Here is a 20243-nt window from a genome sequence, read left to right as displayed (position 1 = left end):
AAACTCGAAATGCTATTGACCGGCGGGGGTAGAGAAAACGACAGGAATTTACCAAAAATTACATGCCCGGTGCTATTTATTACATTAACACCATTTTTGTAATTATTTATATTATAATAGTATAAAAGCAATTATTTTGTAATTAACCTTAATATAGGGAGGAAGTTATGGTACAAATAGGCGAGCAGATTGAGGAGTGGGAACGTGGTAAAAACACTTTAGCTGATGGGTGGGGAATCAACAACAATTCATATACTGATCCATCGGAAGCGCTGTTGCATGAAAACCACATTAAATTATAAAGGAATGAAGGAGGAGCAGATATGACAATGACAGTGGAACAACAGATAGTAAATGACAGAAATGACGAATTATTCGTAGGAGATAATTATCAATATTACAAAAATCAATGGCGTGGTAAAATGGAACAACAAAACTTTGCAAGCTGGAACTGGCCGGCGTTCTTTTTTCCGATTTACTGGCTGGCATACAGAAAAATGTATTTAGAGGCTTTTTTATTTGGGCTGCTCTCTTTTTTTTCCATGATTATTCCGGGAGGCGGACTGGTTCTGCATATATTAGTTGGAATCTATGCAAACTCTTATTATCGAAACAAAGCAAAAAAGACCATAGAACAAACCTCCCAGATGACACAATGGGAGGCGGTACAGTACATAAAAAGACATGGCGGTACAAATGTTTTGAGTATCTTTGTTACTTTACTGATCGTGGTTTCTCTCGCTGCTGCTGTTATAACAGGTATTGCATTATTCCCCACTGGAGAAGACGAAGTTAATTCACAGGCGGTGCAGTCCAAAACTTTCAAAACAGACAATTTTTCATTTACATTCCCGAATGATTGGAAACAAGAGAAAGAGAATACTACATTAGATTTGAAATGCCTGACATATGATGAAGATCTATATACAGGAGTTTTAGAGTATGATAAAGCAGATTTTGCGGATAACATCAGCCCTGAAAATGCTTTATCTTTATACATTGATGAAGTGCTGTCAAAATGTGATAATCCCGAATTTATTGAGGTAATGAAAGATGAAAAAGTTGGGGAAAAGAGGATAAAAACTGTCCTTTATTCCTGTGAACTGGATAGTTATAAATATTATTATATATTCTCTTTAGCAGAGTTTGAAGATTTTGAGAAATTTGCAATTATTATACAGAGTATTACGCCAAGTCAGTTTGAGAAATATAAATCCACGTATGAGGATATTGTTGGTTCGTGCCAACATATCCAATTGATGAAAGATATTTGAAATATTGAGATCAGATTTAAGCCGAGCCTGGGAAGCTTTCCGCGGCTCGGCTTAAATCTGACTCACTTCACCTGCACAGACCGGAATTTCTTCATTAATTGTTCAAACTCTTCACTTGAATGAAGGTAAGAATACTTATCGTTGTCTTCCAGTTCCCTGAGAATAACTTTAAGCATTTTATTACGGATGTCTGCCGTATAGTCCGGCATTGGTATATGCCGATACAACAGTGAGTTACCCAAATCCACGGGGTGAAGAAGGGAAGAAAGCATGGATTTTAAGAGAGATATGCTTTCTGAAACATTTTTCTGGTCAATGGCGGTCTGAAGGGGAGCTGCGTAGGTATCATATTCCTGGATTCCAAACAGTTCTGCCAGTTTGGAAGAACGTTCTGATATTTCTGCTGCGTTCTGCGGCTGTCCTTCCTTTAGAGCGATATCCGACAGTTTCATTAATATCATCTGGATCTCCTGAACTGTCATTAGAAGTCTTCGTTCTAAAAGTTCTCCGGCTTTATCTGTTTTTCCCTGAGTAATCAAGAGCTCTGCCAGAAGAGGCCGTTTGTCGATGGCGCTTCGTTCCGGCAGCAGATCTAACAGCTTTTGTGCTTTTTCATATTCCCCGGTCCTTGTATAGTTGGAAGCCAGCATAAAATTTGACTGGATGCGGGTTTGTTCATCCCCGTATCTGGCAGCCTGTTCATAAAGAGAGGTAATCTGACCGAGGTACTTTTCCTTTTCTCCGGCATTCATACCAGCCATCAGCATGGCACCGTCTAACAGTAATGCAGCCGTGTGAATAAAGTAGCCGCAGGTTGGATATTCACGGATTTTTTCCATGGTCAGAAGAAAGCCGGTCTCGAATCCCTTACTTTGAATCACATCCATAATTTCTTTGCAAAGCTTTATGACTTCTTCCCTGGATAGTTCTTCATGAAAACAGAGAAGAGTATTGATATCAATCTTCAAAAGGCGCGCCAGAGCAGGCAGCAGGCTGATATCAGGCGATGTGCTTCCCTTTTCCCATTTGCTGACGGCGGGGGCAGATACGCCTAAATAGTCCGCTATTTCTTCCTGGGTAAGTCCGGCTTCTTTTCTTTTTTCCCGTATAACGGTGTTTAACGGCATTGGCTTGTCCTCCGGTTTTATTAATCAGTATGATGATGTAATCGTACCAGATATGCTTCGATACTTCAATGGAGTATTGATTAATCTGCAGATGCGAAAATTAACCCCAGGTTAAGTCTGTACATACCGGCAAAAATTAGCATTCTGGAAAATAAACAAGCCAAATCACTTGATCTTATTTCTTATTTGTAATATCCTGATAAATAAGAGACTATAACGTCTCAAATAAATTTCAGGTACATGATGTCACAGGGTACAGGAGGTTGATGCAATGTTTGCTGTATGGATTATTTTTATACTGTTGTTTGTTTTGTCAGCTGTTTTAATGACAGGACACGGTTCATTTCTCATTGCCGGATATAATACGTCAAGCCAGGAAGAGAAGGAAAAGTATAATGCACAAAAGCTGTGCCGGACGGCAGGGGTTTCTATGTTACTCATACTTTTCGTGACAGCGGGACTGTTTGTGATACCTTTAGACAGTATTTATCGTACTCCATATTTTATTTTTTATTTCATCTTTATTATCGCTGATATCGGAGTTACCATATATTTTTCCAATACACGGTGTTATAAAGAAGGGTATGAGAATAAAAAAGATATTGGAAAAAGCAAAAAGGAATCGTTGTTTATTATTGCCGGTGTCTGTATAGTAATGTTTCCGGTTCTGCTTTTGGTAAGTATCACTATGTACCGGGCATCATTACCCCCTGTTTATACAATAAACGGTGATACCCTGAAGATAACCTCCTTTTATGGCGAGACCGTTCCGCTTGAAGGAATAAAAAATATGAAGCTGGAAGAAACCATGCCTTTTCAATTGAAAAAAGAAAATGGTTCTGATATGGGTTCTATCTTAAAAGGCAGATTCGATGCGGACGGGAAAACTGCCCACGTATATATAGATGCCTCCAGACCACCTTTTATCCTGATTGAAACAGAGGAAGGCCTGCATATTATAAATGATCAGAACCGGGAAAAAACGGAGGCGCTTTACAGCCGGTTGGAGTCCCTGGTAAAATAGCAGTATAAATTTCGGATAGGAGGTGGAAATATGGGTTTCTGGACTTTTATGACAGCAATGAATCTGCTGCTGCCGTTTATTATGATTGTGATCGGCCATATTTTTAGCAAAAGGCCGCCAAAAGAAATAAACCATTTTGTAGGATACAGAACTTCAATGTCCATGAAAAATGAAGATACATGGGTGTTTGCTCATCACCATTGTGGAAAAATCTGGAAGATCGTGGGTGCCTGCATGCTGGTTCCGTCTTTTTTAGTAATGCTTTTTGTTATTGGAAAAGATACAGAAACAGTTGGAATTTTCAGCTCGGTGGTTATAGGTGTACAGACGGCTATACTGGTTGCTTCCATTATCCCGACTGAAATCGCATTAAGGAAGAATTTTGATAAAGATGGAAATCGTAAACAGATATAAAATCAAAGGAGAACGTTGCAATGACACAGGCACTGGTTCACATCGCGCTGGTTGTAAAGGATTATGATGAGGCCATTAACTTTTATACAAAAAAGCTTCATTTCATATTGATAGAAGATACATATCAGCCGGAGCAGGATAAGCGCTGGGTTGTGGTTTCTCCGCCGGGTGCCTGTGGGACCACAGTCTTGCTGGCAAAAGCCTCTAAGCCGGAACAGGAACCTTTTATCGGCAATCAGGCGGGAGGAAGGGTATTCCTGTTTTTGGGAACAGATGATTTTTACAGAGACTATGAAGAGATGAAGGAGCTGGGGATTACATTTATCCGGGAGCCAAAGGTTCAGGAATATGGCATTGTGGCTGTGTTTGAAGATCTGTATGGAAATCTCTGGGATCTGGTTCAGTTTCGTGAAGGACACCCTATGGCAGACAGAGTGGTTAAAAAAGAAACGGCATTAACTGAAATAATATCAGATCAGACGAACCGGGCTTTATGGGAAGTAAAAAATGTAATTGATTGTGTTCCCGATGAACTGTGGAATAAGGAATACTGTAAAATGCCCTGCTGGAAGCATATTTACCACATGCTTCATTCCCTGGATCTGTGGTTCATCAATCCCAGAGATAAAGAATATACGGAACCGGAGATTCATGAGAAGGATTTAAACAATCTGGATGCGGTATCCGTTAAACAGCTGACAAGAGATGAGATCAATGACTATTTTGATGGAATCAGCCGTAAGATTACTTATTATCTTCTGAATCTGACTGAGGAAGAATTAACGTATATGCCCAGGGACTGCGAATATAGCAGGTTTACGCTGATATTAGCGCAGTTTCGGCATTGCCATACCCACATGGGGATGATAATGGGCTTTATTACAGCAGATACCGGTTTATGGCCCAGAGTATTAGGGTTGGAAAATCCTGTTCCCACAGGGGCGTACAGCAAATACTTTTGAAGTTAAGTATATATTAAATTAGAAGAAGCAGGAGATATTTTATGAAAACAATTGGGTTAATTGGAGGCATGAGCTGGGAAAGTACAGTTACCTATTATCAGATTATGAATGAGACAATAAAGCAGGAACTGGGAGGACTTCACTCAGCAAAGATTCTTTTATACAGCGTGGATTTTTCTGAAATTGAGCGCTGTCAGGCGGAAGGTGACTGGGAGAAAAGCGGGGATATTTTATCCGTGGCGGCAGAAGCTCTTGAAAAAGCCGGAGCGGACTTTCTTATAATAGGAACAAATACCATGCATAAAGTGGTGCCCCAGATTCAAAAGAGAATTAATATTCCAATTGTCCACATTGCTGAAGTGACGGCAGAGGAATTAAAACAGAATCATATTACAACAGTAGCATTGCTGGGGACGAAATATACCATGACTCAGGAGTTTTATAAAGAAAAGCTGGAAAATGCGGGCATTACGGTTCTGATTCCCGAAGCGCAGGATATTGAGGCAGTAAACAGTATAATTTATAACGAATTATGTCTTGGCTCTGTTTTGGAGACATCCAAGGAAACATACCTTCATATCATTGAACGCTTAAAGCATCGCGGAGCACAGGGAGTGATTCTTGGCTGTACGGAAATTGGGCTTTTAATTCAGCAGAAAGATGTGGATCTGCCCGTATTTGACACAACGAAAATTCATGCGGTTAAGGCTGCAAGGCTTTCGTTAGAGTAGCAGCTGTGTGGAAAAAAAATTATGAGACCGGACAAAGGACCGGCCTCATACCAATTATATCATTTCGGGTTATCTGTCCCTGCATACACGAATCCCCATATCCGCACCTTTGCCGTTCGGCTCGAATTTACCGCGGTATGATAGTTTGCAGCTGGTAATATCACCTACCCAGCCGCCTCCTTTCCACACCCGGTAAAATCCTTTTGGAATCCTGGTATCTTCATACCATTCATAACACCATTCCCGGACATTTCCGGACATATCAAAAATCCCCAGTTCATTGGCTTTCTTACTTCCCACAGGGTGCGTTTTGTTCTGATTGGTCTCGATGTCGGGCCAGTTCCAGTCGCCCTTTAAATACTTTTTTCCGGCATTTCTCCAATACCACACAGTTTCTTCCTCATCAGAACTTCCGCTGTAAGTATAATTCTGGCTTTTTGATCCTCCGCCCGCGGCATAGGTCCACTCGGCTTCGGTAGGAAGACGGTATCCATTGGCCCCTTCATTCACTGTGACAGTCCACCTGATATCGTCATAATCGCAGATATTATCCGGATCCTGGCCTTTTTTATCAATTTTATAATAAGGAGCAAGTCCTTCCTTTTCGCTTCTCTTATTGCAATATTCGATGCTGTCATACCAGCTTACAGATTCAACAGGCAGATCACTGCCTCTGAACGCAGAAGGATTACTTCCCATCACTTCCGTCCATTCTTCCTGAGTAACCTCGTGCTTTCCTATGTAGAAATCCCGGATAGCAGGCTCATCCTGATTCGTTCCGGCTGAGACAGCAATCGCAGATCTTCCTTCCACCAGCACTAGATCAACCGGTTCCTTTTTGGAACATCCCCAGGAAATGACAGTCACAGCAATCAAAAGCAAGACCAGCTTTTTCCTCATAGACAAGTCCCTTTCTTAAGTCTTTCTTCCAATCTGATTCCATAATATTTAAATAGTATGTAGGTAAGTATATGTTAATTAACGGCTGCCAGAAATGCAGGTCAGATTACCAGACGGTTACATTTGCATTACCGCTGCTTTGATAACCTTCAACACAAAATGCCTGATAGGACCAGGAATTTCCTAAGTTCATGCCCTTATTTCTCCATGCATTCACATGGTTCCCGAAGTTAATCTGGGAATTGACGCCCGTAGGCCTCTTTGACTGTCTGACACTCCAGTACTGCGGAAATGTCTGATAACCGTCTATAGAGGGAGCGTTATAACGCATGGTTGTATAGATGTCATAGTTGGCTCCATCGCTGTTAACGGTTCCTTTATACGTTCCGGTAGGTCTGTAAGTTCCCCAGCTGTCAACAACATAATATTCAATCAGGGAATTTCTTGTCCAGCCATAAAACGTTAAGTAGCTGTTGCCGGATGGGGAGAACACGCCGGCGTTATAGTTGACGATTCTGGAAGGACTTCCGGCACCCCAGCCTTTTCCAACCACGAAGTTTCCACAGTTTGTCCAGTTTACACTGAAATTACCTCCTGAGCCATTAACCATATTAACGGTTCCGCCCCCGTCTGTATAGTTTTGCCAGTAATCGGTTGCTGCAAAGGCTGTAGTGGAAAATATTCCTGAAAAACACATAGCGATTGCGAAAACTAATGATAAGACCTTTCTGCTTAATTCATTCATTTTAAACCCCTCCTGTTTTATATTACAGATTCATACACTTACCTACATACGATATAAATATTACCGGAACCCCTCCTTTTCTTTTTTGCACGGTTTTTTAAGTATCATTGTTGTTATGGTGGATTTAGTCTGTGGTTGAGAGTCAGCCTGGCAAAATAATGAATGTAATAGAATAGTCTGATATATGTGCTATTATAGAAAATTAATTTTATATCAAATATGATATCAGATAAAAAAACATTTGTAAATTAGATAATACAAAAAAAAGAATTTTTAGTTAATTTAACTAATATTATTACCGTAATCCAGGCTATAAAGAAACAACTACAGTTACTTTTCATATAGGAAAGATGATCAGAGGGTAACAATGAGCAGATAAATACCTGATAGGTAGTGAAAATTACTTGACAGATTTCATGGTCCCGGGTATAATCAGTATTCATGAAGCTTTCGGTTTTTGATTATAATTTCATAGTTAATTAAAAGGGAGTAGTTTAAATGTACCGTCAACATCCTGGCTGTAATTATACAGTCTGGCGGTGCGTACCAGATAATGGTTACCAGACTTTTAATGTACTTGTTCTGAACATTTGTTTTTTCAGAAAAGTACGTTAAGAGTCTTTTTTAATTTCTTTTTTAAAACAATCATAATCGGAGCTGAGGTACACATTTTTGATGCGGGGCATCCCAAACGGGTGTCAGAATGGAGGATTGGTTTGAACGAGTGGTATCAGAAGAGAGAAGCTGAGATATTAAAGGAGCTTCACACAAAAAAAGAAGGATTGAGTTCAGAAAAGGCGTCCGCACTTCTTAAGGAAAAAGGTGAGAATATCCTGGAGGAGGGAAAGAAAAAAAGTACGGTCGAAGTATTTGCAGAGCAGTTTAAAGACCTTCTGGTGGTAATACTGGTCGCAGCTGCTGTGATTTCCATGCTGTCAGGAAATGTGGAGAGCACAATCGTTATTATGGCAGTTATTATACTCAACGCTGTATTGGGAACTGTTCAGCATGAAAAGGCCCAAAAATCTCTGGCAAGCTTAAAATCCTTATCCTCACCAAATGCGAGAGTCATGAGGGATGGAAAGAAGACGGAAGTGGCTTCCCGGGAAGTCGTGCCGGGAGATATTTTAATACTGGAAGCCGGCGATATGGTGGTGGCAGACGGAAGAATCTTAAATAATTATTCTCTTCAGGTTAATGAAAGCTCTCTCACCGGAGAATCCACCAATGTGGATAAAGAAGATGGAACCCTGGAGAGTTCCGTTCCGCTGGCAGACAGAACCAATATGGTATATTCCGGAAGCCTGGTCACCTACGGAAGAGCTGTTGTTGTAGTTACAGATACCGGCATGAAGACAGAAATCGGTAAGATAGCCAGTCTGATGAATGCTACAAAAGAAAAAAAGACGCCTCTTCAAGTCAGTCTGGATCAGTTTTCCAGCCGCCTTGCTACGGTAATCATGGCTATATGCGGAGTGGTATTTTTATTAAGTCTGTATCGCAAAATGCCGCTTCTTGATTCCATGATGTTTGCAGTCGCACTGGCAGTTGCAGCAATTCCCGAAGCCTTAAGCTCCATAGTTACCATTGTCCAGGCCATGGGAACCCAGCGGATGGCTAAAGAAAACGCCATCATTAAGGAACTGAAGGCAGTGGAAAGCCTTGGCTGTGTTTCCGTAATCTGCTCGGATAAAACCGGAACACTTACGCTAAATAAGATGACGGTTCAGGAAATTTACCTGGATAATCAGATATTTAAACCTGAGGAGCTGGAGCTGACCAATCAGCTTCACCGCTATCTGCTTTATGATGCAGTTCTGACCAATGATTCCACCATTGCCGATGGAAAAGGAATTGGTGATCCTACGGAATATGCACTTCTTGAAATGGCAGGAAAGGTATCTGTCAGCCATAGTACCATCAGGGATCTGATGCACAGACTGGAGGAGATCCCCTTTGATTCCGACCGTAAGCTGATGAGTACCAAATACAAACTGCACGGTGTACCAACCATTCTGACCAAAGGAGCGGTTGATGTTCTGTTAGACCGGACGGTGAGTATACGCACCTCACAGGGCATCAGAGAATTGACAGAAGCAGATAAGGAAGATATTTTAAAACAGAATATGATGTTTTCCGAAAATGGACTTCGTGTTCTGGCTTTTGGTTATAAGGAAGTGGAAGAGTCTCATGTACTTTCCCTTCATTCCGAGAACAATTTCATTTTCCTTGGTCTTGTTTCCATGGTGGACCCGCCAAGGGAAGAGTCAAAAGCAGCTGTGGCAGATGCTAAAACAGCAGGAATCCGCCCGGTCATGATTACCGGAGATCATAAAATTACGGCAACAGCCATTGCAAAACAGATTGGAATTTTTGAAGAGGGAGATTTAGCGGTTACCGGTGCTGAACTGGATGCCATGACGGATCAGGAGTTAGATGGGAAGATTGTTAATATCTCAGTCTATGCGCGGGTTTCTCCGGAGAACAAGATCCGTATTGTGGATGCATGGCAGAGAAGAGGCAATATCGTTTCCATGACTGGAGACGGGGTGAATGATGCTCCTGCGCTTAAGAAGGCCGATATTGGAGTTGCCATGGGAATTACCGGTACAGAAGTATCAAAGGATGCTGCTTCCATGATTCTGTCAGATGACAATTTTGCTACTATTATAAAAGCAGTTGCAAATGGAAGAAATGTATACCGGAATATTAAAAATGCCATTCAGTTTTTATTGTCGGGTAATATGGCGGGAATTTTTTCAGTTCTTTATACGTCCATCATGGCTCTGCCGATCCCGTTTGCTCCGGTTCATTTACTGTTTATTAACCTGTTAACGGATTCCCTGCCGGCGATTTCAATCGGCATGGAACCTGCGGAATACGGGCTGCTGAGCCAGAAACCCAGGGATCCGAAGGAAGGTATCCTGACGAAAGAATTTATGACAAAGGTCATGATTCAGGGAGCTCTCATTGCAGTATGCACCATGACCGCATTCCATCTTGGCTTAAGGCAGTCAGGTGTGGCGGCCGCCAGCACGATGGCATTTGCCACTTTAACTCTCGCGCGGCTTTTCCATGGGTTTAACTGCAGAAGCAGCCAGTCCATTTTCAGACTGGGATTTAAAGGAAACTGGTATAGTCTGGGAGCATTTGTACTTGGATTTTCTTTGCTGAGTCTGGTTATGTTTGTTCCTGTTATGGAAAAGCTGTTTTCGGTAACACCTTTAACCGGCTCACAGATCGGTATTGTATATGGGTTGGCCATTATTCCGACTGCAATAATACAGCTGACAAAAGTAGCAAGAGAGATTGGAAAATAGTTTCAGCAAAAAGAGGTTCAGACTTAAAAAAAACAGTTGAACCTCTTTTTTATTAATGATAAAATGGTTTTGTAACGAAAACTTAACATAGGAGAGGGAAACAAAACGACATGACAGGACAACCATCATTCAGATTCAGAAATTACAGACCGCTTTCCAGGCGGACTAAATTCCAGATTCTTGCCCTGGTGCCGATTTATTTTATTGTTGCAGGATTTTGCCTGCAGCCGTTTGATGAAATCTGGAGGGGAATCATCACCATCGTACAGGAGCCGGATTTCCTGATTACGGATTACATTGCCATAGGAGGCATAGGAGCTGCGTTTATTAATGCAGGTGTATTAACATTATTAAGCATTGCAATCGTCTATTTTCTGGGGATGGATATGAGCGGTCATACCATAACCTCAAGCTTTCTCATGTTTGGCTTTTCGCTGTTTGGGAAGAACATCTTAAACATCTGGGCTATCATGATGGGAATCTGTTTATATTCTTATTATCACAAAACTTCCATAACACGTTATATCTATGTGGGATTCTACGGAACCTGTTTGTCTCCGGTTATTACCCAGATCATGCAGATTGGTAATCTGCCCCTGGCGGTCCGGCTGGTTTTAAGTATTATTGTCGGCATGAGCATTGGGTTTGTGCTTCCGCCTCTTTCCACCCATACCCATTATGCTCATATGGGATATTCTCTTTATAATGTAGGCTTTGCCTGCGGAATCATTGCCACCATTATTGTTTCTATTATGAAGTCTTATGGGATCAGAATAGAAGAAAGGCTCATCTGGTCAACCGGGCAGAATTTATTGTTTTCCAGGCTGTTAATTGCCTTATTTTTTGGAATGATCGTATTTTCCTTCTTTCTGTCGAATCAGGTATGGAAACGATATGTGGAAATATTTCAATCCTATGGAATCAGCGGGACGGACTATGTAAAGACGGAAGGATTTGCGCCGACACTGCTTAACATGGGAATTAATGGAATTGTATCAACCCTGATCATTCTTATTGTGGGAGGAGATTTGAATGGCCCCACGATCGGCGGGATTTTTACCATCGTTGGCTTCAGCGCAACTGGAAAGCACACCCGTAACATACTGCCCATTATGATCGGCGTTATCATCGGGGGTTATACAAAAAGATGGAGCATTACCGATCCAAGCGCCCAGCTGGCGCTACTTCTTTCCACCACACTGGCTCCCATTGCCGGTGAATTCGGAGTTGGTGCCGGAATTCTTGCCGGATTTTTACACTCCTCCGCAGCTCTTAATGTGGGTATCGTTTACGGAGGGCTGAACCTTTACAACAATGGTTTTGCAGGAGGTCTCATAGCTACCTTTCTGGTACCTGTGTTAAAATCCATACGGGACAGGAAAGCGCATGCGAAAACCCATATTTCTCTTTAAGGACAGGCTGTGGCGCAGATTGATTCCCCGGATGCTTGTATAATTCCGTTTTTGTGATAGAATAAGACAAAAAGAAAAACAGAGGAATTCAACTATGCTGTACCAGATTACAGAAGGAACGGTTTCTGCCGGAGGAAACGTAATTCTGTCCAATATAAATTTTGAAATACACGGCAATGAAAAGATTGCAGTCGTCGGAAGCAATGGAGCCGGAAAAACCACACTTTTAAGGCTGATAGCGGGTGAACTGGAGCTGGACCGGGATGATAAGCGCCAGAAATGCGGCATTACAGCAGCAAGGAAATTAACCATCGGATATTTAAAGCAGCAGGCATTTACGGAGAAAGAGCGGACAGTGGAGGAAGAGATATTCTCTTCCTGCTCTTTTTCTAATGAGTTTTCGCAGGAACGGTTTGAATACGAGCGGGAATACGACATACTGTTTACCGGATTCGGTTTTTTAAAAACAGATAAGAAGAAAAAACTGTCAGAATTTTCAGGGGGAGAGCAGACTAAAATTGCGCTGATCCGGCATCTTCTTTTGAAACCGGATATACTCCTGTTAGACGAGCCCACCAATCATCTGGATATTCAGACGGTACAGTGGCTGGAGCAGTATTTAAACGGATATGGGAAAGCAGTGGTGATGGTATCCCATGACCGCTTCTTTCTGGATCAGACAGTTAACGTGGTATATGAACTGTCAGGAAAAACCCTCACCCGTTATCCAGGCAATTATACGCAGTACAGGGAAGAGAAAAAGAAACGGATCCGGCTGCAGAAAAAAGCTTATGAAAAGCAGCAGGAAGAGATAAAAAGATTAAATGACCTGGTGGAGCGTTTTAAGCACAAGCCCAATAAGGCTGCATTCGCCCGGGCCAAAAGAAAGGCAGCAGAGAGACTGGTTCCGGTGGAAAAGCCGGAGGAAGATGAGATTCCTCTGTTTGCCTGCCCTCTTGAGCCAGCTGTTTTAGGAAGCAAATGGGTATTTGAATCAGAACATTTAAAAATCGGGTATGATAAGCCCCTTGCTGAGCTCACGTTCCGGATACGCAGAGGGCAGAAGATTGGTATTCTTGGACCAAATGGAGCTGGAAAGAGTACCTTTTTAAAGACTGCTGCAGGTCTGATTCCAGGATTATCCGGGGTTTGTTCACTTGGCAATCAGATCACCATCGGCTATTTTGACCAGCAGTCTTCCGAGATTCAATCGGATAAAACCGTAGCAGATCATTTTCATGATCTGTTTCCGGTACTGACAGAAAAAGAGGTTCGCAGCATTCTTGGTTCCTATTTATTCGGAGGAAAGGAAGCCGGAAAACGCGTGAGTGTTCTTTCAGGAGGTGAAAAGGCCAGGCTGGTTCTGGCGGAGCTTTTACAGAGCAGACCCAACTTTCTTATTCTGGATGAACCCACCAATCATATGGATATTCAGGCAAAGGAAACGCTGGAGTCAGCATTTATGGCATTTACAGGAACAATTTTGTTCGTATCCCATGACCGGTATTTTCTTGACCGGGTAGCGGAATCCATATTAATATTTGAAGATCAGTCCGTTTTTTATTATCCTTTTAAATACGCTCATTATCTGGAACGCAGCAGGAGAGTATATGGAGAGGAAATCGCCGCGCAGATCAAAGCAGAAGAGCAGGCGTTAATTGCGGGGATCCGGGCGGTTCCAAAAGCAGAAAGGCACCGGCTGAAGGAAATATCCAGCGAAGAAGCCTATGCTGACTGGAAAATGCGGCTTGTAACAGAGCGTCTTTTACAGGCAGAGGACAGGGTAAAAGAACTGGACTGTGCCTGTAAAAAACTGCTTATGGACTGGCAGGAATCCAGGGAATTCTGGGCAGGTGATGGCTGGAGTGATGCAGCAAGCTACGAAAGTCTGAGCCAACAGCGGGAAGAGGCTTGTGAAACCTGGACGGCTCTTTGTGTGGAATGGTTTGAAGAGGCTTTGGATGTGCTGATATAAAAAGAGGCAGGACAGGAATCACAATGGATTCCGTCCCTGCCTCTGCCATATAAAACTAATATTTATCGGAACTGGTGAAGTCTCTGTTAACCGGGTATGAAGTCTCTTTAAATTCATAAGAGGAAAATGTCTGATCACCTTTCAGTCTGAACTTGCCAACCTCCTGCTGGAGAGTCACGGACTGGGCTGCCAGCTCTTCACTGGAAGCGGAGCTTTCTTCTGCAGTAGCTGCGTTGGTCTGGACAACGGAAGATACCTGGGAGAGTCCCTGGTTAATCTCTTCAATTGCAATTACCTGCTGTGCAGAAGCGTTCTCGATTTCCTGAATGGCCTGTTCTACCAGTCTGGATTTTTCGGAAACCTCACGTAGTATTCTTGCGGCCTCACTGGCCATATGTCCGCCTTCTGATACGGCTTCCACAGAGCGTACAATAAGAGTGGCAGTTTCCTGGGCAGCTTCTGCAGATTTTGTAGCCAGATTCCGTACTTCGTCAGCTACCACTGCAAATCCTTTTCCTGCATTGCCTGCACGTGCAGCCTCGATTGCAGCGTTTAAAGCGAGAATGTTTGTCTGGAATGCAATGTCTTCAATCACTTTTGTAATATTGGAAATCTTTTCGGAAGCAGTGCTGATTTTTTCCATGGCACCGTTTAAGTTCTGCATGTGGTTGTTGCTTTCTTCCACTCCGGCCCCGGTCTGGTGTACATACCCGGCTGCAAGGCGGACATTGGTTGCATTCTGGTCAGCCTGTCTTGCTACGGTGGCAATGGATGCATTCAGTTCTTCTACCGTTGCAGCCTGTTCGGTGGAACCGGAAGCAAGTGCCTGGGCTGCGGAGGATACCTGCTCTGCGCCGGTATTGACCTGTTCTGCAGCTGTGCTGATCAGGAGAAGAGTTTTGTTTAAATCATTTTCAATCTTGCGTAGTGCAAGACCCAGGATGTCTTCACTGGAACGAAGCGGAACCTCCTGAGTAAAATCACCGTTGCTGATTTCTTCGGCAATTAATACCTGTTTGCGGATTCCGTCAAGCATTTCATTAAAGGCATTTGCAAGCTGTCCTGTTTCATCTTTGGTGTCAATTTCATTTAAGTCAACATCCACATGTCCGAGAGCGATCTTTTTCGCGGCCTCAACTACCTGAGTGATAGGTTTGCTGATCATAGCGGAAATCTTAAAGCTCAAATAAAGAGCTGCGCCGGCTCCGGCTATTACGGTAATAATAAGAAGGAGGGTCAGAATCGCTGCAGTCTTATCATTATTCTGGCTGGTATCCTGAGCTGCTTTCATACGTAAGTCAACCAGTTTATTAAAGTTTTCATATATCTTGGCGATAGTATCTTCCTGCCCGGTTATTATAGCCAGTGACTCCTTTGAATTCCCCTGTTTTGCTTCTGTAATTGATTTTTCAATGGCAGGTGCATATGTATCAGTGAACAGCTGCTTTAATTCTTCTGCAATAGCTATAGTACTAGGATTTGTTATACTTGTCTTATACAGATCAAAGTTTTTTTGAAATATTTCCTTATGGGAATTGTAATTTTGCTCAAGTGTTTCTAACTCCTTCGCATCATCGGCATATACGATCATTCCGCGGGAGTCAGCACGAATCTGATTTAAGCTGGTTGATGCGGTGATCAGTTCACGTATGGGCGCTGTCTGGTGTTCATATAAATAAGTATCCATCTGATTGATTCGGACCATGCCGAAAATCCCAACAATTCCCACAAATAGTATGATGACGATCATACTGATAAATGCTGTGAGAAGCTTTCTTGTAATGCTGAAATCCTTGAATTTCTTCATACTGAATTCCTCCTGAGTTTATCTGTTGTTAAGTAAAATGATTGATCCTGTCTGTTATGCTCCCAAAGAATTCTTACAGATGTACTATGAACTTTTAATGTACTTTTTCCTATACATTCGTGGATTTAATTTGTGAACATAGAGTTTCGCAGTTTAACCAAAACTGTGTCATATACCTTAGGAATCCGCAGTTTTACTGGGAAATGCCACCTCTTTGACGGGATTTATGACGGCGAATTGTCCGGGTTCCATGCTGGCCATGTGCATATTGTTAAAGCGGTCAATTGCTATCTTTTTTTGTTCCATCAAAGAATGGGCATAAATATTCATAGTAATGGAGACGCTAGAGTGTCCCAATATATCACTGATTGTTTTGATATCTACATTCAGTTCTAATGCCCGGGTAGCAAACGTATGACGGATCGCATGAAATTTTCGATCAGTGACACCTGCCTTATTAAGTATTTTTTTATATAGCTTCTGAAATGCCCTGGGATCAATGGGTATTTCACTGCCGGTCATAAAATAGCAATTATCTTTTCCCCCAATTTTATAATATTCATTAAGAATGATAATTAAAAATGATGGAAGAGGAATCTTTCTTGAGGAAGTACGGCTTTTAGGAGTACCAATCAGCAGTATGGTTTTATTATCTTTATCAGAAAAATTCTTTGTTCGGGATACAGTGCGGCTGATAAACAATGTTCCGTTTTCAAAATCAAAATCGCTCCATTTTAATGCACAGAGTTCACCCAGACGTATTCCCGAGTAAAAGCACAAGACAATGCCAAGCGTCCGCTTGTCAGGGCAGCTTAAAACGGCTTTTTCAATCAGACATTGTTCCTTCATTGTAAAAACCTGTACTTCGTTTTGCTCTGTTCTTGGAAATTTTACGTGATTTAGTATTATAGGTGAGTCACTGGTATTGTTTAATATCTCTCTGAGGGCAGTTTTATAAACCGTCAGTATTTTTCTTTTGTAAGATTGGGAAATAGAATCGTCATCATGCATGAATTTTACAAATTCTAAAACTGAATTTTCAGTGATCTGATTATAATCCCTGCTTATATAAAAAGGAATAATATACTTTTTTAAGCAATGGTAATAGCTTTCGTAAGTAGATGGTTTTACCCTTTTTGAAATCTCACTGTCGAGCCATAACTCAAATAGAGAGGAAGCGGTAACAAGTGCTTTAATTTCCTTTTTCGTAATGTTTTTCCCGTTTTCCTGATAAGATTTGATTCTTTCTTTTACTTCACGATAGCTTTTTCCATAGAAATACTGATATTTGCCGTCGGTTTTTAATTGCCTTCCTTCCCAACGGCCATCTTTGCGCTTATAAATATTTTCTCCTCTGCGAGGCATATTGATATTACTCCTTTTCAGTGACGTTTTTTTTGACGGCGAATAGTTCAATATTTGACCAAAATGCTTTGATTTCTTCGTTAAAGATTATGTAAATTCAATTTTCGACGTTAATTTTGTTTGTATTGACAAACAATAATGCGTTATTATATAATGAATCTTGTCGAAATTAGTCTGAAAATGGTGGCGTGGTTTTGGTTAAACTGCGCCTTTTTAATATAAAAAACATTATATATTATCAGTACATAAGGACTGATTCCTACCGGATATATGGTACGATTAGATATCATTATAACGATTTTTTAGAAATTTGCTATATCTAAATTTTACCATTTTTTATTGCTTATTTCATGGTATGATGGAAGCAGTTTAAAGGAAGCAGGAAGGATGCAGGAATTTGGGATGACAAAGGTGAAATTTTATGATGATGCAGAGGATGAAAAGCTGAAATTCGCAGTAATTATTTCCAGAAATCAGGGAAAATGGGTTTTTTGCAGGCATAAAGACAGGGACACATTCGAAGTACCTGGAGGCCATAGAGAGGCTTTGGAGGATATAACAGAGACTGCGAAGAGAGAGCTTAGGGAAGAGACTGGTGCAGTGGAATACGATCTGACTCCGTTATGCGTATATTCCGTCTGCGGTGAAACCAGAGATGGAGAGTATCTGGAGGAAGAAAGCCTTGGAATGCTTTATTTTGCAGAAATTTATTCCTTTGAAGGAGAGCTGCATCATGAAATTTCAGAAATAATCATGACAGAGCAGTTACCGGAACGCTGGACCTATCCCCTTATTCAGCCAGTACTGATGGAAAAGGCAAAAGAACTGGGATTTATACTATAAAGAAATTGCATTTGACATGTTTTATTATCTGTGATAATCTGTTTACTATTAATATAACAGCAGAGGTGGCTATGATGAATCGTAATCAACAAATTTCCGTGTTGAATAGGGACGACGATTGATAGCGCTTGTATCTTTGAGTAATCATAGGTGCAGGCGCTTTCGTTGCTGTGCCTATGTGGAAAGAATTATAATCTGGACCGCATTGGTGAAGGTAATTGATCCGTGTGGTTCTATTTTTTTACCCACACGGGCAATCATGAGAGGTGGTGATCGTGTGGGGCATATGGATGATGTCCTTATGGATGGAAAGGGGCAGTTTTAATCTTGTATCCCATAAATCCAGGAGGAAAAATTTATGAAAATTATTGTTGGAAATATAGAGAATGAAACTTTAGAAGCTGAGAATCTGACCAGTCATCTTGGGGAAAAGATAAAAATTCATGGAAGTATCTATAAAATCAGAAAAATGAGCGGGTTTGCCTTTATCCTGTTAAGAACAAAAAGAAAAGTAGTCCAATGCATTTACAGCAGAGAATATTCCCTGTTTGAGCTGGAAGATCTGGCCGAAGAGAGCTGCGTGACTGTAACGGCACAGGTCATCCCGGAAGAACGGTCTAAAACGGGTTTTGAACTTCAGCTGCTGGATATGGAAATCTTATCAAAGCCGGTTCAGCAGATTCCCATTGTTATTAATAATAAACGGGTGGATACTTCCCTGGAAAATCTCCTGAATTTCAGACCAGTGACACTGCGCAATGAAAGAGAACGGGCTATATTTTTATTGCAGGAGGGAATCACCCTGGGAATACGTGAATTTCTGAAACAGGAGAAATTTACAGAGATCCATTCGCCGAAAATTGTTCATGCAGGTGCCGAAGGAGGAGCTAATATCTTCCGCTTTGATTATTTTGGCAAGGAGGCATATCTGGCTCAAAGTCCCCAGTTTTATAAGCAGATGATGGTGGGAGTTTATGAACGGGTTTTTGAGATTGCGCCGGTATTCCGGGCTGAAAAGCATGATACTTCCAGACACCTTAATGAATATACCAGTGTAGATTTTGAAATGGGATATATCAGAAGCTTTGAAGATATCATGGAAATGGAAACAGGAATGCTTCGTCATGTGATGGAAGTGCTGGAATCCGGTTATGAAGAGGAACGGAAGATTTTAAACGCAAAACTACCTTATATAAACGAAATCCCGGCAATTAAATTTATGGAGGCGAAAGAACTGATTTCTAAAAAATTTAACAGACCAATTGCCGACTATGATGACTTTGAGCCGGAAGAGGAAAAATTACTTTCTCAGCTCATAAAAAAAGAAACAGGAAGCGACTTTGTATTTGTCACTCATTATCCCAGCAGGAAAAGACCTTTTTATGCCATGGACAGTGAAGAAAATCAGGAAGAGACGGAAAGCTTTGACTTACTGTTTAAAGGTCTGGAAATTACGACCGGAGGTCAGAGGATTCATTCTTATGAGGAGCAGTTAAATAAAATGAGAAGCCGGGGAATGAATACAGATTTATTTGAAAGTTATCTGATGATGCATAAATATGGAATGCCGCCTCATGGAGGTCTGGGCCTGGGGCTGGAACGTTTTACAGGAAGACTGCTTGATCAGGACAATGTGCGCCTGTCGTCCCTTTTCCCAAGAGATTTAAACCGGGTCACGCCATAAGCCGGTCCCTAAGATCACTGTTTTATAAGCCCCGCACTTTCATCAGACGGGGCTTATAAAAATAGTTTCTTCTATAATTATTAAACGTGGCGGAAAATTGCATTAAAACGGTCATTTCTGTAAGGATCGTAGAAACCGTCGCTGATTTCCCAGCCTTTAAATTCATCCTTCGTAAAAAGAAGATGCTCTTTGCGGTGGGAACGAATGGGGAGTTCGCCGATGAGCACGCTCTTTCTTGCAACTCTTAACAGCTCATTTGTTGCTTTTTTTGCATATTCCTTATCATCAAAATAGAGATAAACTCCGTAGCAGATCACCTTATCAAAGGAATGGTCTTTAAATGGCAGATCTGCAGCTTCTCCGGTCAAAACGGAATTATGAAGTATTTCAATATGTTTTTTCACCAGTGTGTGGGAATAATCAATACCTGTGTAGTCACAGTCTAAGTATTGGGCAATTGCACCTGCACCGCAGCCTACTTCCAGAACTTTGTCACCTTTTTTTATATCCAGCCGTTTCGTAATCTGACGGGCCACTTCCTCCATATCCACCTGAGTTGCCTCGTAGCCGTCAAAGGAGAGTAAGTCATTTCCTTCTGCCTTTCCTTTTCTTACCCAAATCTGTTTCCATGTTTCGTTTGCTGTTTCCTGTGCATTCATC

Annotated in this window: 17 protein-coding genes; 11 read left to right on the top strand and 6 right to left on the bottom strand. The window is 41.6% G+C overall.

What is annotated here, in order from left to right:
- Window positions 1–167: 167 nt before the first annotated feature.
- Both DS742_RS29750 and DS742_RS06940 read left to right on the top strand, forming a co-directional pair.
- The gene (locus tag DS742_RS29750; protein WP_278335940.1) at window positions 168–302 is read left to right on the top strand and encodes a hypothetical protein; all 135 of its coding nucleotides are present in this window, start codon (window positions 168–170) and stop codon (window positions 300–302) included.
- Window positions 303–323: 21 nt separating this feature from the next.
- Window positions 324–1274: a DUF2628 domain-containing protein gene (locus DS742_RS06940; RefSeq protein ID WP_117416265.1), complete on the top strand. Its 951-nt coding sequence runs from the start codon at window positions 324–326 to the stop codon at window positions 1272–1274.
- 62 nt (window positions 1275–1336) lie between these two features.
- On the opposite strand, the gene DS742_RS06935 is transcribed toward DS742_RS06940, so the two are convergent.
- On the bottom strand, window positions 1337–2401 hold the full coding sequence (locus DS742_RS06935) for a helix-turn-helix domain-containing protein (RefSeq protein ID WP_117416264.1): 1065 nt from the start codon (window positions 2399–2401) through the stop codon (window positions 1337–1339).
- 271 nt (window positions 2402–2672) lie between these two features.
- On the opposite strand from DS742_RS06935, the gene DS742_RS06930 reads away from it, so the two are divergent.
- The 4 genes from DS742_RS06930 to DS742_RS06915 are packed head-to-tail and all read left to right on the top strand — an operon-like array spanning window position 2673 to window position 5532.
- Window positions 2673–3425 carry a DUF3784 domain-containing protein gene (locus DS742_RS06930; RefSeq protein ID WP_117416263.1) on the top strand — a complete coding sequence of 251 codons (753 nt, stop codon included), beginning with the start codon at window positions 2673–2675 and terminating at the stop codon, window positions 3423–3425.
- Window positions 3426–3455: 30 nt separating this feature from the next.
- A complete protein-coding gene (locus tag DS742_RS06925; RefSeq protein ID WP_117416262.1) occupies window positions 3456–3839 on the top strand; it encodes an SdpI family protein in 384 nt (127 codons plus the stop codon).
- Window positions 3840–3859: 20 nt separating this feature from the next.
- Window positions 3860–4801 (top strand): VOC family protein, encoded by a 942-nt coding sequence (locus tag DS742_RS30140; protein WP_117416261.1) that lies wholly within the window; start codon window positions 3860–3862, stop codon window positions 4799–4801.
- A gap of 41 nt (window positions 4802–4842) precedes the next feature.
- Window positions 4843–5532 carry an aspartate/glutamate racemase family protein gene (locus tag DS742_RS06915; RefSeq protein ID WP_117416260.1) on the top strand — a complete coding sequence of 230 codons (690 nt, stop codon included), beginning with the start codon at window positions 4843–4845 and terminating at the stop codon, window positions 5530–5532.
- A gap of 69 nt (window positions 5533–5601) precedes the next feature.
- Here DS742_RS06915 and DS742_RS06910 read toward each other — a convergent pair whose 3' ends face one another.
- Window positions 5602–6432 (bottom strand): formylglycine-generating enzyme family protein, encoded by an 831-nt coding sequence (locus DS742_RS06910; protein WP_117416259.1) that lies wholly within the window; start codon window positions 6430–6432, stop codon window positions 5602–5604.
- Window positions 6433–6538: 106 nt separating this feature from the next.
- Window positions 6539–7177, bottom strand: a complete 639-nt coding sequence (gene xynA, locus DS742_RS06905; RefSeq protein ID WP_117416258.1) for an endo-1,4-beta-xylanase XynA — start codon at window positions 7175–7177, stop codon at window positions 6539–6541.
- 716 nt (window positions 7178–7893) lie between these two features.
- Between xynA and DS742_RS06900 the strand changes: the two genes are divergently transcribed.
- The 3 genes from DS742_RS06900 to DS742_RS06890 all read left to right on the top strand — a co-directional run bounded on the left by DS742_RS06900 (window position 7894) and on the right by DS742_RS06890 (window position 13884).
- Entirely contained in the window at window positions 7894–10497 is a 2604-nt protein-coding gene (locus DS742_RS06900; protein ID WP_117416257.1) for a cation-translocating P-type ATPase, read from the top strand.
- A gap of 110 nt (window positions 10498–10607) precedes the next feature.
- Window positions 10608–11909, top strand: a complete 1302-nt coding sequence (locus DS742_RS06895) for a DUF1576 domain-containing protein (RefSeq protein ID WP_117416256.1) — start codon at window positions 10608–10610, stop codon at window positions 11907–11909.
- 94 nt (window positions 11910–12003) lie between these two features.
- The gene (locus DS742_RS06890; protein ID WP_117416255.1) at window positions 12004–13884 is read left to right on the top strand and encodes an ABC-F family ATP-binding cassette domain-containing protein; all 1881 of its coding nucleotides are present in this window, start codon (window positions 12004–12006) and stop codon (window positions 13882–13884) included.
- Between the two features lie 55 nt (window positions 13885–13939).
- Here DS742_RS06890 and DS742_RS06885 read toward each other — a convergent pair whose 3' ends face one another.
- Together DS742_RS06885 and DS742_RS06880 are read right to left on the bottom strand one after the other, a co-directional pair.
- Window positions 13940–15691: a methyl-accepting chemotaxis protein gene (locus tag DS742_RS06885; RefSeq protein ID WP_117416254.1), complete on the bottom strand. Its 1752-nt coding sequence runs from the start codon at window positions 15689–15691 to the stop codon at window positions 13940–13942.
- A gap of 177 nt (window positions 15692–15868) precedes the next feature.
- Window positions 15869–17056 (bottom strand): tyrosine-type recombinase/integrase, encoded by a 1188-nt coding sequence (locus DS742_RS06880; protein ID WP_117416253.1) that lies wholly within the window; start codon window positions 17054–17056, stop codon window positions 15869–15871.
- Between the two features lie 387 nt (window positions 17057–17443).
- Here DS742_RS06880 and DS742_RS06875 point away from each other — a divergent pair, with 387 nt between their 5' ends.
- Complete coding sequence (locus tag DS742_RS06875) at window positions 17444–17899, top strand: NUDIX hydrolase (RefSeq protein ID WP_242996419.1); 456 nt, start codon at window positions 17444–17446, stop codon at window positions 17897–17899.
- A 358-nt stretch (window positions 17900–18257) separates the two neighbouring features.
- Window positions 18258–19583: an aspartate--tRNA(Asn) ligase gene (aspS, locus tag DS742_RS06870; RefSeq protein WP_117416252.1), complete on the top strand. Its 1326-nt coding sequence runs from the start codon at window positions 18258–18260 to the stop codon at window positions 19581–19583.
- Window positions 19584–19663: 80 nt separating this feature from the next.
- Here aspS and DS742_RS06865 read toward each other — a convergent pair whose 3' ends face one another.
- Window positions 19664–20242 (bottom strand): class I SAM-dependent methyltransferase, encoded by a 579-nt coding sequence (locus DS742_RS06865; RefSeq protein ID WP_117416251.1) that lies wholly within the window; start codon window positions 20240–20242, stop codon window positions 19664–19666.
- Between the last annotated feature and the right edge of the window lies 1 nt (window position 20243).

Origin of the sequence: Lacrimispora amygdalina (genome assembly GCF_003432035.1) — a bacterium.
Lineage (GTDB): Bacteria > Bacillota > Clostridia > Lachnospirales > Lachnospiraceae > Lacrimispora > Lacrimispora amygdalina.
Note: the sequence above shows the minus strand (reverse complement) of the source record. Positions and strands in the feature narration are given on the sequence as shown.

Coding starts and splice junctions, on each gene's coding strand:
- DS742_RS29750 (WP_278335940.1), top strand. CDS start 168: ATGGTACAAATAGGCGAGCAGATTGAGGAGTGGGAACGTGGTAAAAAC.
- DS742_RS06940 (WP_117416265.1), top strand. CDS start 324: ATGACAATGACAGTGGAACAACAGATAGTAAATGACAGAAATGACGAA.
- DS742_RS06935 (WP_117416264.1), bottom strand. CDS start 2,401: ATGCCGTTAAACACCGTTATACGGGAAAAAAGAAAAGAAGCCGGACTT.
- DS742_RS06930 (WP_117416263.1), top strand. CDS start 2,673: ATGTTTGCTGTATGGATTATTTTTATACTGTTGTTTGTTTTGTCAGCT.
- DS742_RS06925 (WP_117416262.1), top strand. CDS start 3,456: ATGGGTTTCTGGACTTTTATGACAGCAATGAATCTGCTGCTGCCGTTT.
- DS742_RS30140 (WP_117416261.1), top strand. CDS start 3,860: ATGACACAGGCACTGGTTCACATCGCGCTGGTTGTAAAGGATTATGAT.
- DS742_RS06915 (WP_117416260.1), top strand. CDS start 4,843: ATGAAAACAATTGGGTTAATTGGAGGCATGAGCTGGGAAAGTACAGTT.
- DS742_RS06910 (WP_117416259.1), bottom strand. CDS start 6,432: ATGAGGAAAAAGCTGGTCTTGCTTTTGATTGCTGTGACTGTCATTTCC.
- xynA (WP_117416258.1), bottom strand. CDS start 7,177: ATGAATGAATTAAGCAGAAAGGTCTTATCATTAGTTTTCGCAATCGCT.
- DS742_RS06895 (WP_117416256.1), top strand. CDS start 10,608: ATGACAGGACAACCATCATTCAGATTCAGAAATTACAGACCGCTTTCC.
- DS742_RS06890 (WP_117416255.1), top strand. CDS start 12,004: ATGCTGTACCAGATTACAGAAGGAACGGTTTCTGCCGGAGGAAACGTA.
- DS742_RS06885 (WP_117416254.1), bottom strand. CDS start 15,691: ATGAAGAAATTCAAGGATTTCAGCATTACAAGAAAGCTTCTCACAGCA.
- DS742_RS06880 (WP_117416253.1), bottom strand. CDS start 17,056: ATGCCTCGCAGAGGAGAAAATATTTATAAGCGCAAAGATGGCCGTTGG.
- DS742_RS06875 (WP_242996419.1), top strand. CDS start 17,444: ATGCAGGAATTTGGGATGACAAAGGTGAAATTTTATGATGATGCAGAG.
- aspS (WP_117416252.1), top strand. CDS start 18,258: ATGAAAATTATTGTTGGAAATATAGAGAATGAAACTTTAGAAGCTGAG.
- DS742_RS06865 (WP_117416251.1), bottom strand. CDS start 20,242: ATGAATGCACAGGAAACAGCAAACGAAACATGGAAACAGATTTGGGTA.